Annotated in this window: 15 protein-coding genes; 1 reads left to right on the top strand and 14 read right to left on the bottom strand. The window is 60.6% G+C overall.

Annotation, left to right across the window (positions count from 1 at the left end):
• Positions 1-129: 129 nt before the first annotated feature.
• The 10 genes from ACOYW1_RS01200 to hcp form a co-directional block, all read right to left on the bottom strand.
• Positions 130-867: a DUF1638 domain-containing protein gene (locus ACOYW1_RS01200; protein ID WP_482421345.1), complete on the bottom strand. Its 738-nt coding sequence runs from the start codon at positions 865-867 to the stop codon at positions 130-132.
• A 138-nt stretch (positions 868-1,005) separates the two neighbouring features.
• On the bottom strand, positions 1,006-2,337 hold the full coding sequence (locus ACOYW1_RS01195) for a sigma-54 interaction domain-containing protein (protein ID WP_482414854.1): 1,332 nt from the start codon (positions 2,335-2,337) through the stop codon (positions 1,006-1,008).
• A 119-nt stretch (positions 2,338-2,456) separates the two neighbouring features.
• Positions 2,457-2,669 (bottom strand): heavy-metal-associated domain-containing protein, encoded by a 213-nt coding sequence (locus ACOYW1_RS01190; protein ID WP_482414853.1) that lies wholly within the window; start codon positions 2,667-2,669, stop codon positions 2,457-2,459.
• 42 nt (positions 2,670-2,711) lie between these two features.
• A complete protein-coding gene (locus tag ACOYW1_RS01185) occupies positions 2,712-3,512 on the bottom strand; it encodes a 4Fe-4S dicluster domain-containing protein (protein ID WP_482421344.1) in 801 nt (266 codons plus the stop codon).
• Between the two features lie 29 nt (positions 3,513-3,541).
• A complete protein-coding gene (locus ACOYW1_RS01180; RefSeq protein ID WP_482421343.1) occupies positions 3,542-3,817 on the bottom strand; it encodes a cupin domain-containing protein in 276 nt (91 codons plus the stop codon).
• Between the two features lie 89 nt (positions 3,818-3,906).
• Positions 3,907-4,347 carry a hypothetical protein gene (locus ACOYW1_RS01175; RefSeq protein WP_482421342.1) on the bottom strand — a complete coding sequence of 147 codons (441 nt, stop codon included), beginning with the start codon at positions 4,345-4,347 and terminating at the stop codon, positions 3,907-3,909.
• Between the two features lie 156 nt (positions 4,348-4,503).
• Positions 4,504-6,468 (bottom strand): anaerobic carbon-monoxide dehydrogenase catalytic subunit, encoded by a 1,965-nt coding sequence (gene cooS / locus ACOYW1_RS01170; RefSeq protein ID WP_482421341.1) that lies wholly within the window; start codon positions 6,466-6,468, stop codon positions 4,504-4,506.
• A 464-nt stretch (positions 6,469-6,932) separates the two neighbouring features.
• Entirely contained in the window at positions 6,933-7,676 is a 744-nt protein-coding gene (locus ACOYW1_RS01165) for an ATP-binding protein (protein WP_482421340.1), read from the bottom strand.
• A gap of 61 nt (positions 7,677-7,737) precedes the next feature.
• Positions 7,738-8,409, bottom strand: a complete 672-nt coding sequence (locus ACOYW1_RS01160; RefSeq protein ID WP_482421339.1) for an HD domain-containing protein — start codon at positions 8,407-8,409, stop codon at positions 7,738-7,740.
• Positions 8,410-8,539: 130 nt separating this feature from the next.
• A complete protein-coding gene (gene hcp / locus ACOYW1_RS01155) occupies positions 8,540-10,153 on the bottom strand; it encodes a hydroxylamine reductase (RefSeq protein WP_482421338.1) in 1,614 nt (537 codons plus the stop codon).
• A 291-nt stretch (positions 10,154-10,444) separates the two neighbouring features.
• Here hcp and ACOYW1_RS01150 point away from each other — a divergent pair, with 291 nt between their 5' ends.
• Positions 10,445-11,131, top strand: coding sequence for a Crp/Fnr family transcriptional regulator (locus ACOYW1_RS01150; RefSeq protein ID WP_482414846.1), 687 nt, complete (start codon positions 10,445-10,447; stop codon positions 11,129-11,131).
• Positions 11,132-11,275: 144 nt separating this feature from the next.
• Here ACOYW1_RS01150 and ACOYW1_RS01145 read toward each other — a convergent pair whose 3' ends face one another.
• The 4 genes from ACOYW1_RS01145 to ACOYW1_RS01130 form a co-directional block, all read right to left on the bottom strand.
• Positions 11,276-12,625 carry a multiheme c-type cytochrome gene (locus ACOYW1_RS01145; protein ID WP_482414845.1) on the bottom strand — a complete coding sequence of 450 codons (1,350 nt, stop codon included), beginning with the start codon at positions 12,623-12,625 and terminating at the stop codon, positions 11,276-11,278.
• 179 nt (positions 12,626-12,804) lie between these two features.
• The gene (locus ACOYW1_RS01140) at positions 12,805-13,152 is read right to left on the bottom strand and encodes a hypothetical protein (RefSeq protein WP_482421337.1); all 348 of its coding nucleotides are present in this window, start codon (positions 13,150-13,152) and stop codon (positions 12,805-12,807) included.
• On the bottom strand, positions 13,101-13,379 hold the full coding sequence (locus ACOYW1_RS01135; protein WP_482421336.1) for a NapC/NirT family cytochrome c: 279 nt from the start codon (positions 13,377-13,379) through the stop codon (positions 13,101-13,103). Before ACOYW1_RS01135 ends, ACOYW1_RS01140 begins: the two co-directional genes overlap by 52 nt.
• A gap of 607 nt (positions 13,380-13,986) precedes the next feature.
• On the bottom strand, positions 13,987-14,463 hold the full coding sequence (locus ACOYW1_RS01130) for a ferritin-like domain-containing protein (protein WP_482414843.1): 477 nt from the start codon (positions 14,461-14,463) through the stop codon (positions 13,987-13,989).
• Positions 14,464-14,848: the final 385 nt, after the last annotated feature.

Raw genomic sequence — 14,848 nt, 5'->3', positions numbered from 1 at the left:
AGGTCAACTGAAGGACGGTGCGGTCCATCCAGCAAGGAAAGCCCCAGAAGTTCTGGGTATAGCGGGGCTCCCGGTTATTGAGATAATGATTCACGGCCCGGGCCTGCCTGCGCACGGAGGCACAGGTGGCTATGCATCCGGGTCCCGGGCATCAAAAATGGTTGTGTCGTCATAAACCGGGACGATGACCTGGCCGGGCTTGACCACAAGAAATCGCTCCCGGTCCCAGGGACCGTTCAGGAGATCTGAAAGAAGCCCTTTGTCCCCGGGGATCTCCTCATACTCCCAGCCCTGCCACTGGGCCGCCTCCTGTGTCTTTTGCCGGGCCTTTGCGCTGTCCCCCATGCCCAGGTCCACAAAGGCGGCCCGCCTGTAATGGGCTACGGATTGACGGTCCAGATCAGCAAGGATCCTGGCCTTTTTCTCCCCGTATTTTTCGGTATAGTCACGGATGAGCCGGGCATGGCGCTCCGGCCCGCGCACCTCGCCTCCCTCCACACTCCCCGGCATGTACCAGTAAGTATCGGGGTGCCGTGAAAAATGGCGGCGGTACCGCTCCGCCGAGCCCAGGAAGAGGGTCACGCAGTCGTGGGCCCTGGCGACCACCAGGGGAAGCTCCCCGGCCCGGATCCCCTCCAGCCCCTTGCTGCAGAGGCCGTAGCCCAGCAGGATCACATCCTGGGACGCGTCCACGTTGTCCACGGCCTCCTGAATGGATTCATGGAGCCGTTTCGGGGTGTCGTGGAGCCCCATGTCGATAAACGACAGGGTGGTGAGGTGCCGGCTCAAGGAGGCAAGGCGGGTTGCCTCCTCCTTCATCACGCTGCATCCGATAAACACCTGCCTGCGGGGTTCTGGCGTCTCCATGCCGGGCCTCCTCGGGTTGACATGTTGGTTGGAATGATGCCTTCAGTCTGCCACCCCACCCCCCCACCGGCAACAAAAAAGGCGTGCCCTCACAAGGAAGGCACGCCTTTAAAAAATCACAACACTGTCTGCGTGGGTTTACTCGTCGGCAAGGGACGGGTGATCGTCCAGAAACCGGTAGAGGGTTGCCCGGCCGACCCCCAGGATACGGGCCGCCTTGGCCTTGTTGCCGCCGGTTTTCACCAGGGCTTCCCGCACGGAGGCGTCCTCCAGCTTCCGGGTGGGCCCCCGTTTCACCGACTCTTCCTGCACCACGCCAAGCTCCATGGGCAGGTCCGAGGGCATGACGGTTTTTCCCTTGCACCGGACAATGGAGAACTGGACGGCGTTCTCAAGCTCACGGACGTTGCCGGGCCAGGTATACGCCACCATGCGGCTCATGGCGTCCTTGGAAAAATCGGGGGACTTGCGGCCGTGGCGCATGGTGCACTTGTCGAGGAAATGGTCCACGAGAAGGGGGATGTCGTTGCGCCGTTCACGCAAGGGAGGCAGGATAATGGGAATGACGTTGAGGCGATAAAAAAGGTCTTCGCGGAACCTGCCTGCCTTCACCTCTTTTTTGAGGTCCTTGTTGGTGGCGCTGATGATGCGGACGTCTGAGGTCAGGGTCTTTTCGCCCCCCACCTTTTCAAAGGTCCCCTCCTGGAGAAAGCGCAGGAGCTTCACCTGCATCTCCAGGGAGAGTTCGGCCACTTCGTCCAAAAACACCGTGCCGCCCTCGGCCAGCTCAAAGCGTCCCTTCTTGTCCCGTACCGCCCCGGAAAACGCCCCTTTCACATGACCGAAGAGCTCGCTTTCGATGAGGTTCTCCGGAAGGGCACCGCAGTTGATGGGCACAAAGGGGCCGCCGCCCCGCTGGCTTTCGTTGTGGATGGCCGCGGCCACCAGCTCCTTGCCGGTGCCGGTCTCCCCGAAGAGATGAACGGGAAAATCGTACTCGGCCACGTCCCGCACCTGCTGGAACACATCAAGCATCTTGACGTCGCGCCCGATGATGTTGGAGAAGCTCACCATCTCGCCTGCCTTTCGGCGCAGTTCGAGAAGGTCGGTGAGATCCCGGAAGACGGCCAGCACACCGAAGGGCTGCTCTTCGTCGTCCTTCATCATGGAGACGGTCATCTCCACGGTGCGGGTCTCCCCGCTTCGGGTGACGATGTTGGTCTGGTAGGAGGTGGTTTCGGCCAGGTCCACGGACTCGCCGCAAAAGGAGCACCGGGCACCGCACAGGGGCCCGCCCAGGGCATCGTGGCAATCCCTGCCGATGACGTTTTCCCGGGAGAATCCGGTGATGCGCTCGGCTTCACTGTTGAAGTAAAAGATCCTGCGCTGGAAATCATGGGCAACGATGCCGTCCTTGAGGTTATCGAGGATGCGCTCAAGGTTCTTGACGTTGCCGACTATGTTGTTCAATGACAATCCACTCATAATGAGCTTAGTTAGAATATTATGATAGGAAAGTCAATTACCATCGCAAAGAGATCACGCCGTCACACGCAACGTATCCCGGCCACCCCGGGCCCCGGTTAGTCTCACGCCATGGTGACGGAATAACCCGCCGCGGTGATGGCCCGCCTGACCCTCTCCACGACCCCTTCGTCGTCCACCTCAAAGGTGACGCAGGCCCCTTCGAGGCTTACCATGACGTTGTCGGTCCCGGACACCGCCTCCACGGCCCGGGTCACCGCGCCGGCGCAATGCATGCAGTTCATGCCGGCCACTTTCAACTCACGCCTCTCAGCCATCTTCTCCTCCTCACCCGGCAGCCCGTGAGCTTCCGACGGCGGTCAGGGACCTGTCGCGGAAACGCAGCACCACCTCATGAAAGTCAGCCTCGGTAAAAAGGCGGGAAAACCGCTCTCCGCCGGTGCTTCGGGCCTTGTAAAAGGCCACGCAGTGCCGGACGATATCAAAGGCGGCTTCTTCATCAAAGATCCCGGGCACCTCCATGGCAAGGCGCGGGTGGCGCCCCAATCGCCCGCCCCCAGAAGGACGCGATACCCCCTGCGGAGCCCCACCAGGGTCCCGGGTTTGCAGACCGCAACGCACCTGCCGCAGACCAGGCAGCGCTCCATGTCCAGCACAGGGCCTGTGTCCGACAGGGTCACGGCCTCTTCGGCGCAGGCGGTGACGCAGGCACCGCACTGGGTGCACGGGGTCTCCGAGGTTTCCGGTACCATGGCCCCGATGATGCAGATGTCCCGAATCTGGGGCTGCGAGCAGGCGTTGGGGCAGTCGGCAAAGGCCACGCGCAGCTCATGGTGAAACTTGAGCTTGCCCTTGACCCGCTCCCGGAGAAACCCGAGGATGTCCTCGGCCTCTAAGTGCGCCTTCACCTTCTCCTGGAGCCCCCTGCTCCCGCAGGCCTGCAACCTCCCCGTCGCCGAAACAGGCTTCGCCCCCTGAAAGCCTGCCACTTCATCCTCCATTTTGTTTAAAAACCGCGCCCGGGTCCGGTTGACCTCCTTCAGGGTCACCACGGCCACACCGGCCTCTGCGGCCTCCTCTTCCACACGGGTTTTCACCCGCTTGCGGACAAAAAACGGCACCTTTTTGATCGCTGCTTCTGCTTCTGGAGTCCACTTCATGCTCAATCCATTTCCTTGGAACGGCCGCATCACAACGTGCCGATGGTTTTCGGTTTTTTCACCACAGTCAGCAGCATCTTAAACGGGGTCAGGGCCTCAAGGGCGTGGGGCACGTCTTTGGGCATAACCACCGATTCTCCGGTCCCAGCCTCCAGGACAGCACCGTCGATGTTGATCTTGACGCGCCCGTCCAGCACCTGCACCAGGGCATCTCCGGGGGCGGTATGGGCGCTGATCTCCTCGCCCTCGTCAAAGGCAAACAGGGTGATGACCACCCCGGGGGTGGTGGCCAGGGTCCGGCTCACCACCTGATTCGGCGCATCAAGAGTGACTTCATTACCACGGCACAGGACATCTGAATGTTCTTACCGTCGGCTCCGTGGCTCCATGGGTTTCACTCCTTCGTATGTAAGTAGGCAAACAGCCCGTTTGTCGTCCCCTTATGGGCCCCGATCAACTGGGCTTCGTCCTCATGGACGGGTCGCCAGTGGACCGTATAGAGTCTCTCCTTGCCCACCATGGCCCCTTCGTTGAGGGTGGCCACATCCATGGCGGTCCCTTCCGGGTAATACTCCACCCAGAGCACCTTGTTCAACGTAAGCCCGAACTCCTGACAGATGGACTGGGCAAAATACTGAAAATGGTTCCGCACGTTGAACCCTTTGCCCGTATCGGCAAAAAGGCAGATTACGGGCTTGATATGAAACACCCCGTCCGGCGTGGTGTCGGACAGGTCGACAATTTTCACCCGGTAGGACCCGGGCCACCAGCTGACCGGCCGCTTTCCCGAGCTTGTCTTTCCCGACCAGGAGTAGATGCCGTCATATAAAATCATGGTTTTTTCCTGCATGGGTTGTGCCGCTGGGCCCTGTTGAGACCCAACCGGCGTATTCTAAACCTTGCGGCGGGATGCCCGGTCGGGCATCCCGCTTTGAACAACACTGTCTTCCGGGCACAAGGCGCCCTCCAGCGCCCCTGTGCCCGCGTTTTATCAGGCCAGCTCCCGGCGTGAAGCCATGTCCGTCAAGACACGTTCCCGTGCCTTGTCAATGCCGAGTTCTTTACGTTTTTTGTCGATATGGGCCACCATCATGGCGGCCATCTCATAGGGATCTTTGGTGACGCCCCACTTGCCCAGCCCCTGATTCTCCAAACCGCCAAAGAGGAGGTCGTGGAATTTGGTCTCCTTTACCGTGGGAAAGCCCACCCCGAAGACCGTGAACACGCCCGAGGCCACAAAGTACTGGCCGATGGCAACGGCCTTTTCGCTCATCCACTCGGGCGCGGCTCCGGCCACGGGCAGATCCGCGATGGAGTCCCCCAGGCCGCCCTGGTTCACCATGGCCGTGGCGGCGATGAGAATCCGGGTGTTGTCCACGCAGGAGCCCAGGCCCAATACCGGCGGCATGCCCACGGCCTCGCACACCTCACGGAGGCCCGGCCCGGCAAGGACCGCTGCCTCGGGCACGGTGAGCCCGGCCTTGGCCAGGGCGATCTGCGAGCACCCGGTCTGGATCACCAGCACGTCGTTTTTGATGAGTTCCTTGACCAGCTCCACATGGACCCAGTCCTGTTTCACCCGCGGGTTCACGCAGCCCACGACCCCTGCCACCCCTCGGATGCGGCCGTTGATGATGTTGTCGTTCAAGGGGGCGTAGCTGCTGCGGAAGCTGCCGCCCAGCATGTAGTTGATGTACTCGTGGGAGAAGCCGTTGAACTGCTCGTTGACGATCTTGGGAATCTCCACGTCCACGCCCCGGTCTCCGAAGCGGGCAATGGCCAGGGTGACGATCTCGTCGGTACATTCCCTGGGAACATGCTCGTCGAACTCGATGTGACGGGCCCCTTCGATGTGGCAGCGGGGGTTGGTGGTGATGAGGTGGGTCTTATAGCACTCGGCGGTTTTCACCAGGCCCTGCTGGATGCACTGGATATCCACGGCCATGGCGTCCACGGCACCGGTCACCAGAACGGGCTCGGTGCTCATGAAGTTTCCGGCATGGGGCACGCCGTGGCGGGACATCATCTCCGCGCCGGAGCAGCACATGCCCACCAGGTTGATGCCCTTGGCCCCCTTTTCCCGGGCGATCTTCACCAGGGAGGGGTCACTCACGGACACCAGCATGGACTCAAAAAGGTTGGGTTCGTGGCCATGGACAATGACGTTGACGTGATCCTCTTTAAGGACACCGAAGTTCACGTCGGCCTGGACCGGAGAGGGGGTTCCGAACATGATGTCCCCAAGCTCCGTGGCCACCATGGAGCCGCCCCACCCGTCGGCCAGGGCCGCCTTGCTGATGGCCTTGGTGATGTTCTCGTAGTGCTGGTCGCACCCCATGTGGGTCCGGCTCATGATGCCCAGCACCTCGATCATGGCACCCCGGGGGACGATATCGAGCTTGCGCCATGTCTCCAGGGTCTTTTCAGGAACGCGCTTGGCAAAGGGGATCTCCCCTTCGGTCTGGGTATAGGTCTTCTCCAGCTCGTCGGCCAGGGCCAGGGCCTTCTCCTGGACGGTCATGCCGTCCACGTCCAGGCCCAGCTCCGCGCACAGGGCATCGAGTTTGTAGGGGTCTTTGATGGTGTAATCGGTGATGGTGCCGTTGGCCACGCCCTTGAAGAGTTCCAGGACCGCCATGCCGTGGTCGTTATGGGCCGCAGAACCCGAGGCCACCATGCGAGCCAGGTTCCGGGACTGAATGGTATCGATGGTGGCGCCGCACACCCCCACCTTGCCGTAGGGGTCCCTGGCATTCAAGCGGCAGGGCCCCATATAGCACATCTTGCAACAGGCCGACTCCGCCCCGATGGGGCAGGGTTTCATCTCAGCGGCCCGGTCAAAGGCCACCACCACGCCGTCTCTTCTCGCCTTCTCAAGCATGCGGCCGGTGGCCTCGCACTGGGTCACCTCGTTGATGGGAACGGCCTTCTTGACCTTCTTGTCCAATTTTTCCATAACTCACTCCCCTGGGCAGCCGGCCGATATCGAAGACGGGGATGGAACCTGGACCGGAGTGGCGCGGCCACCGGATCTTGGTGTTGAGCCTGCTTCTGCAGACCGATTGATTGGGAGGGACATGGAAATCAACAAGGGGAGGACAGAAAGGCTGTTTCGGTCTCACGCAGCCAGGATCACCGACCGTCGGCGTCATCGCCGAACCGGCCGCAACCTCCGTATGTCCTCGTTCATCGTTTCCGAGTCCCTGACATCATGTCTCATTCGAAATACAAACCAGATCGAGCGGGAGAACAGGTGAGGCTCAAGGCCTCACCTGTGTCACCGATACGGAGATCTTACCGAAACAATTGCATGATTCGTGCCGATGGGGGTATATTTCACAATACCCCACCGGGATCATTTTCTCAACATGCGTTGCGGCATGGCAGCCCCTGCCTTTGGGACAAAAGGCTAAAAAAGGCCTATGCTTTGATGCGTCCGTCAAGGGCGACGACCACCACTTCCACGGGAACATCCACGCCTGCGAGCTCCATCCCCTTCTTGACGATGGTGGGAAGCCCCGAACAACAAGGCACTTCCATGATGAGCACGGTGACGCTCTTGATGCCGGCAACGGAAAAAATGTCCCGGAACTTTTCGATGTAGCTCTGGGCGTCGTCGAACTTGGGGCAGCCCAGCATCACCTTGCGACCCTTGAGATAGGTGGTGTGAAGGTCAGGGTACGAGACGGGCACGCAGTCGGCGGTCACCAGGATGTCCGCCCCTTTAAGGAAGGGCGCCGTGGGGGGAATGAGACGAATCTGTACCGGCCAGTGAGACAATGCCGAGACACCGGACACCTGATCTTTGGGCACATTGGCCTTCTGGCAGGCCGAGGGGCCCGAAAAGTCCATGAGGGCCGCAGACGGGCAGCCGCCGGGTCGGGGCACGGGCTGGGCAGCCCCTTTGTCCGCGGTCTCTTTTGCGGCCAGGTGGGCGTGCACCGCCTCCTCATCAAAGGCATCGGCCTCGCGGGTGACAATGTGCAGGGCGTCTTCGGGGCACTCCCCGATGCAGGCCCCCAGGCCGTCGCAGAGCAGGTCCTTGATCACCTTGGCCTTGCCGTCGATGATCTCAATGGCCCCTTCGGCACAGGCGGGAACACAGAGCCCGCATCCGGTGCATTTTTCTTCGTCGATTTCGATGATGTTTCGCATGATTTTCATGGTCATTCCCCTTTGTATCGTTACGCCGCTGCCGGCGATGTTATCTTAAGCGTGGTGGTTCTTACGGTCGCACAAGGACCCTGCGGGCCTCGTCCACGGCCCCGGCCGTCTTCAGACGGCGGGCCAGTCCCTCTTCAAAGGCCGCCTCGTCCAGGGGGGCTCCCCCGCACCGGTCCTCTTCATCGGCGATGCGGCGGGCATCCTCAAGGATCATCCGGTTCGCATCCGCCTTGTGGTCAGGGGCATCCCCTTCCAAAAGGGCTGTCACCTCGGTGATGAGCCCCTCCGGTGCGGTGATGGCCCCGAGCACCTCCCGGGCCTCTTCCCGGGAAAGCGCGGCCAGGTACGCCCCGCAGAGCAGGACCGCAAGATCGGCCCCGGCCTCGCGGGTCGCGATCTGCTCGGCATGGGCGGCGAGTCGCGCGGCCCTGCCGATCCTGGCAAAATCCTTTCCACACCGTTTTTTCACTTCAACGGCCACCCGGTCTTTGATCAGGTTCCGTTTTTCCGCCAGCAGCTCCGGGGGTAACGAGCCCAGGCAGGCGTCGGCGAACTGACAATAGGAGGCGCAGCCAAAATCGAGCTTCGGATTGGCCAGCCGCTTGCCGCACCCCTTGCAGGTACGCATGGTGTCGTCCTTGAAGAACTCCACCGTGGTCCCGCACTCGGGACAATCAGCCTCAAAGATGGCACCGTATCCCCAGTACTGGGTATCCTGACCCGGACATTTCATGGCACACCCCCTTTGATTCGGGCGGTTTCCCGCCCGGCGGTCATCTCAAACAAGGCGCCCCGCCCCCTCATCCGGTGCGGGGCGCCTTGGGTCCTGAAGGTGATCGCGTGGTGCGATCACCTGGTTTTGCCTATCCCAAAGCAGCCTTCAGGTCATCCTCAACGGTGCCCGTGGGGGCGATGTTGAAGTTCTCCACCAGTACGTTGAGCACATTGGGGGAGATAAAGGCCGGCAGGGAGGGCCCCAGTTTGATGTCCTTGATCCCCAGGTGAAGCAGGGAGAGCAGGATGACGCAGGCCTTCTGCTCGTACCAGGAGAGGATAAAGGAGAGGGGCAGATCGTTGACCCCGCAGTCAAAGGCCTCGGCCAGGGCCATGGCGATGCGCACGGCTGAGTAGGCGTCGTTGCACTGGCCCACGTCCAGGAGCCTGGGGATGCCGCCGATGTCACCGAGTTTCTTGTCAAAGAAGCGGAATTTGCCGCAGGCCAGGGTCAGCACCACACAGTCCTGGGGAATCTGCTCCACCATCTCGGTGTAGTAGTTTCGGCCCGGTTTGGCGCCGTCACAGCCGCCCACCAGGAAGAAGTGACGGATGGCCCCGCCCTTCACCGCGTCGATGATCTTGTCGGCCACGCCGAGGACGGCGTTTCTTGCAAACCCGACCATGACGGTGTCCTTGTCGGTGTCCGCCGGGAACCCTTCGCTGGCCAGGGCCTTTTCAATCACCGGGGTAAAATCCTTGCTGTCGCCGATGTGGGACACGCCGGGCCATCCCACCAGTCCGGTGGTAAAGATGCGGTCGTTGTAAGTCTCCTTGGGCTTCTGGATGCAGTTGGTGGTCATGAGGATGGCGCCGGGGAAGGCGTCGAACTCCTTGGCCTGGTTCTGCCATGCCGTGCCGTAGTGACCGTAGAAGTGGTCGTATTTCTTGAGCTCCGGGTACCCGTGGCAGGGAAGCATCTCGCCGTGGGTGTAGATGTTGATGCCCTTGCCTTCGGTCTGCTTGAGCAGGATCTCCAGGTCCTTGAGGTCGTGGCCGGAGACGAGGATCGCCTTGCCCGCCTTGGCGCCCAGGGGCACCTCCGTGGGGACGGGGTGGCCGTAGGTGCCGGTGTTGCCCGCGTCCAGCAGCTCCATGGCGCGGATGTTCACCTCACCGCACTTGAGGCAGAGCCCCACCAGGTCGTTGACCCCCAGGGTGCTGTCCAGGGTGGCTGCCAGGGCTTCGTAGACAAAGGCGAAGACCGCGGGGTCCTTCTGGCCGAGGATGGCCGCGTGGTCTGCGTAAGCTGCAAGGCCCTTGATGCCGTACACGAGGAGCTCCCTCAAAGAGCGGATGTCTTCATCCAGGGTCGGGTCCGCATTGATCCCTACGCCTTCGCCCAGGGCCACCAGCTCGGCCTGGCTCTTGCCGGCACAGGTGCAGGAAGCGCCTTCGAGGCTGAGGCCGGTCTTCTCCTTCAGTACCTTGGTGTATGCCTCGCACTCGGCGATGAGCTCCACAAAGCGGGCCGGGTCAAAATCCACGTTGGTGAGGGTGGAAAAGACGGCCTCACAGGTGAAAAGGTCCATCTTCTCATCCCGGTGGCCCATCTCGGCGGCCTTCACCGCGTATAGGGAGAGGCCTTTAAGTGCGTGGATCAAAAGGTCCTGCAGGGCTGCAACCTCAGGCTGTTTTCCGCAGACGCCAATCTTGGTACACCCGGTTCCCTTAGCCGTTTGCTCACACTGAAAACAAAACATGGTGGTCTCCTCGCTCATTTTTTTATGGTTGTTGTCTCTATCGGACCCGAGTCATGCCCGCCGGCATTTTTTCCTTCACCAGGCGTCTGGGTCATTGTTGGTTCGTGTATGCCGAGAAAGCCGCTTTGTCGGCAAAGGGGATTTCTCCGTCGTGATCCCAACCTACCCCACTGCCCGTCCCTGTACCTTGACTTAGGTCAAGGAGCGTGCAAAAACAGAAAAAATCGTGGTCACTGTTTAAATCAGGTCCGACAACACGTGGGCCCTTCACCGCACAAGAGATGTATGCCCATGTCCCGATCCATCCCAGCCATCCTCGCCTCGGTTCCCCTGTTCAGCGGACTGGAGCCCCACGACCTGGACCTCCTGGCCGGCCTGGCCATTCAGAAGCAGTACCGGAAAGGCGAACTCATCTTCTCCGACGGAGACCCCGGAGACGGGTTCTACATCGTGGCCGACGGCCAGGTGAAGGTCTTCAAGGCCTCGGCCGAGGGCAAGGAGCAGATCCTCCACGTCTTCGGTCCGGGGGAGCCCATCGGGGAAGTGGCCGTCTTTGCAGGCATTCCCTTTCCGGCCTCTGCGGCCACCCTGGCCAAGACCACCCTCCTCTTCTTTCCCAGGGAGGCCTTCATCCGCCTCATCGCCAAGGAACCGGCCCTGGCCATGAAACTCCTGGCTGTCTTGTCCATGCGCCTCAAGCAGTTCACCGTCCAGGTGGAGAACCTCTCCCTCAAGGAGGTGCCGGGACGCATCGCCTCCCACCTGCTCTTCCTTGCCGGAGAACAGAACAACCGGGAAAAAGTGACCCTCACCATCTCCAAAGGCCAGCTGGCAAGCCTTCTGGGCACCATCCCCGAGACCCTCTCCCGAATCCAGGCCAAGATGGCCTCCGAGGGACTCATCCGGGTTTCCGGACGCGAGATCACTATTCTGGACGTGGAGCGCCTGGAGGACCTGGCGGAAAACGGCAAGCTGTAGCCAGGGGCCGCGGTCTCTTTCTTTCCAGGGCGATGCCCGGGCCGAACGTCTCCTCCCTTGACGTTTCTTACGCACGATCCGTGCCACACAGAAAGGGCGGCCCCGCATGCGGAACCGCCCTCATGTCTCCGACGTTCCCCACTATCAGAGGGGCCCGGTGCTCATCACTGGGCTCAACGGTTCGATCTTGTTGGCCTTCATACGAAAATCATACAGGTCCTCCATGTCCTTGTAGACCTGGAAGATCTGGAAAAAACCGTGCCAGTGTGCATAGTCCGGCCCGCCCATGGCTGCGCCGTGGCGCGCCCTTCTGCCCGTGTGGTGCCAGAGGTAGTACATCAGCTCCTGGAACCCGTCTTTCCAGGGGTCGTCCTTCAAGAGCCCCTTGGCCTGCAGGCCCTCTTTCATGGCCACGGCCTTGTCCCAGTAGAAGTTGTACAGCTCCACCGTGCTGTCCAGGGTGTCCCGCTGGGCCTTGATATGGCTGGTCCCGTGGCAGTTGGCGCACACCTTCTTCATCATCTCCTCGCCCTTTTTGCCGTCCCCCCGGACCCCGCTCCTGAGCTCGCTGCGCGCATGAACCAGGTCCCACTTGAGCCGCTCGTTCACGTTGTGGGAGGTGGCCAGCTCGCCGATACCGCTCATGTGGCAGGTGGCGCAGGTGGGGGCGGTATAATCCCCGGGTTCCCAGGTATCCGGGGCGCTGTCCCACTCCCATTCATCCCCGTGGGCCAGGAACATCTGCCCGTGCTTGCTCTCGATATAGATCTCGATGTTGGGGTGGTCCGGGCCCAGGTGGCAACTGGCACACGCCTCGGGTTTCCGCGCCTCGGAAATGGAGAAGCGGTGGCGGGTGTGGCAGACCGTGCAGTTGCCGATGCTGCCGTCCGGGTACCGGGTACCGACACCTCCGGGCCAGGTCTCCTTGATGGGCTTGTTGTCGGGTCCCACCTCCACCTGGGTGCCGTGGCACATCTGGCAGCCGCTGGACCGTGCGGCCCGGTTGGAAAAGGAGCCCAGGGGGTTGCCGATGAACTCGGCCCCTTCGTAATGGTACATGAGCTTCAGGAACTTCTCGTTTTCCACCACCGGTGCCGAGGCAAGCTCCGCGTGGCCGCTCTTAAGAAACTGCTCCACCTCCACGGGGTGACAGCGGCTGCAGGTCCCGGAGGAGACCATGGGGGAAATAAAGGTGTCCGTCCCTTTGAGCCCCTCGCACTGGGAGGCCATGGGCGAGCGCTTGGTCACGGTATGGCAGTCGTAACACGAGACCCCGGCATGGGCCATCTTGCTGAGTTTCCAGCCCTCCACCACCCCGGGGGTCTTGGCCGCATGGCATTCGATGCATGCCAGGGCCTCCTGGCTGTAACCCCGGACAATCTTGAACTCCTTGGTCGCCAGGTCCGGATACCCGGTCTCCGCAGCCCCGTGGGCAACCATCCCCGTTAGAAAAGCAAAACCCCACAACAAAACCCGTCTGCCTGAATTCAACATGAACACCTCCTCACATTACTTTGGGTTTGCATCAACACGCGTGTCGTATGAACATTGCGGAGCCGTCCCCAGGGACAACGGCCTTGTGGAGACTGCCCTCTGATTGGCACAGGAAGCCCCCAACGGAGCCGAAAAGCCCATAAGGGAACCATAAAAAAAGGCAACCGTTTCCGGTTGCCTTACATGGCCTTGCCTTTGGAGAAATATCGTTCCACCATATCCAGCATGTCCCGGTGGCCAACATGGGGGTGGCACTTGGAGCATGCCATATCCGTCTCACCGCGCAGCTTGGCCCGATGGGCGATAAAGCCACCCCGCCTCATACCCGGAGGGGTCAGGTCCATGTGGCAGGCCCTGCAGGCGCTGTCAAACGTAAATTCCTGGCGGTTGGCCTCAGCTTTTCCTGCCCAGTCGTAGGTGTAGGGATCAATGGACAGGTGATTATAGATATGACCTGCACCGGTTTTGGCCTTGATCACAAGGTACTGGATGTAGTTGTCGTGGGGGCAGGTGACAGTCCCACGCACTGGGCCACCACGCCCCGCGGGTTGCTGCCACCGTGGACAGAGGCACGCCAGGAATCCCGGAAGGGGTGCATGTAATGACACCGGACACAGAAGGTGTCCGTGTTGGTGGACTCGATCATAAATCCTGAGGCAAGCACCAGAAGCACCGTCGCCATAATGCCGAAGCCTGCTCCCCACCCCAGGATTTTTAAAGGGGTCTTTCCCGTGAGCCACGCGGGTCGGGTCATACCGTGCCTCCTTCATGCATGTCACCGGAAACGCCGTCGCCCGTGATTCAGGCGACACGGCCGGTCTCGTCGTGGATTCAAAAAAACGGCGGACGCATCAAGAACACCGGGAGGCAACGCCGCATAAAATAACGTCACCACCGGCACAAGCAGAAAAACCGGCACCGATTGCAGGGAGTAACACGCCGGAGGGGAGTGGCAGACTATCTCAGGAGGAGGAAGAAGGGGCGTTGGCAGCCGGTTGAGGCATGATTGATAATCATTCTGGAAATTTATCCTTTTTACAGCTTTTTTTCAAGGAGAAGTTCTCCTGTCACGATCCGGATTGCTGTCACCCCAGGCAGCCCTGTTGGGGGACAAAGCCCTTGAAACGTCCGACAAACAAATGTGGTGGCGGCGCAGCCCGAATCGATGGCCTTGCGCTCTGACCCGACGTGAACCATAGGAGGTACTCCTGAATCACTGCTTTATGGGTCTTCAACCGTGACAAACCGCAAAAAAAACACCTGCCCCCTTTCACGTGCCATGGAAAGGAAGCAGGTGCCTTGAAATCCGGATATCCGGGGAGTCACCCTCAACGGGCCGACAGCCCCCCCGGAGCCGTCACTTACTTGCCGTTGGCAAGAAGACGGCCGGAAAGAAGCTTGATGTGCTTCATCTCTTCTTTGATGATGTCGTCGATGCGGGCTTTGCCGCGGTTTCCGGCGACCAGGTCCTTCATGCCGAGGTAAAAGACGATGGAGTCTTTTTCCGCGGTGATGGCGCCTTTGAGGATGCCCTCCATGGAGGAGAGGTCCATGGCCTTGTCATAGAACACGCGGGTGTCGGCAAGGGCCTTGAGGTACTGGGCCGCTTCCCCTTCGGGATCAAAGGTTACCTCGGCCTTGTCGTCGGCGCTCAGCTCTTTTCGCAGGCCGGCAAAGGTCACTTCGTGGTCGTCTTCCATGGCGGCCAGCTCAACGAGGAAATCCTTATCATCTGCGTTGGTTACCGCCTCGGCTGCATCGCGGTAGTATTTGGCTCCGTTGCGTTCAATCTGCTCCGCCATCTCAAAAATTTCGTCTGCATTAAAACCCAGGCCCATCTCTCTTCTCCTTAAAGAATGGTAAATGATCACGTGTCGAAAACGAAGAAACGATTCGCTTCCAAACCGATTAGACGTCTGCTGCATCTCCGGCTTTGTCTGATGACATCGAGTTCCCCGCGACGCTGACAATCTCAGGCCGCCAGGCCCCGGAGCCGGATTTTCTTGTGCTTCACTTCAAGGGACAATTGTTTCAAAATTCGTGCCACCCAATGGGTACGGCGCAGCGGCACGAACCGTCCCGGAAAAAAACGGGGCATCCAAAGCCCCTAATATTCCGTCAGTTAGCCGCCTCTGTTTCAGACACATATATAATTCCTAACCCGAACAAGTCAAGTCAGTGCGCTATTTTTCGCTTTCCGGCGTTACCAAGCAGGGCACCAAA

Source organism: Desulfoluna sp. CYM3A (assembly GCF_056829965.1).
This window is presented reverse-complemented; position numbering and strand designations above follow the sequence as displayed.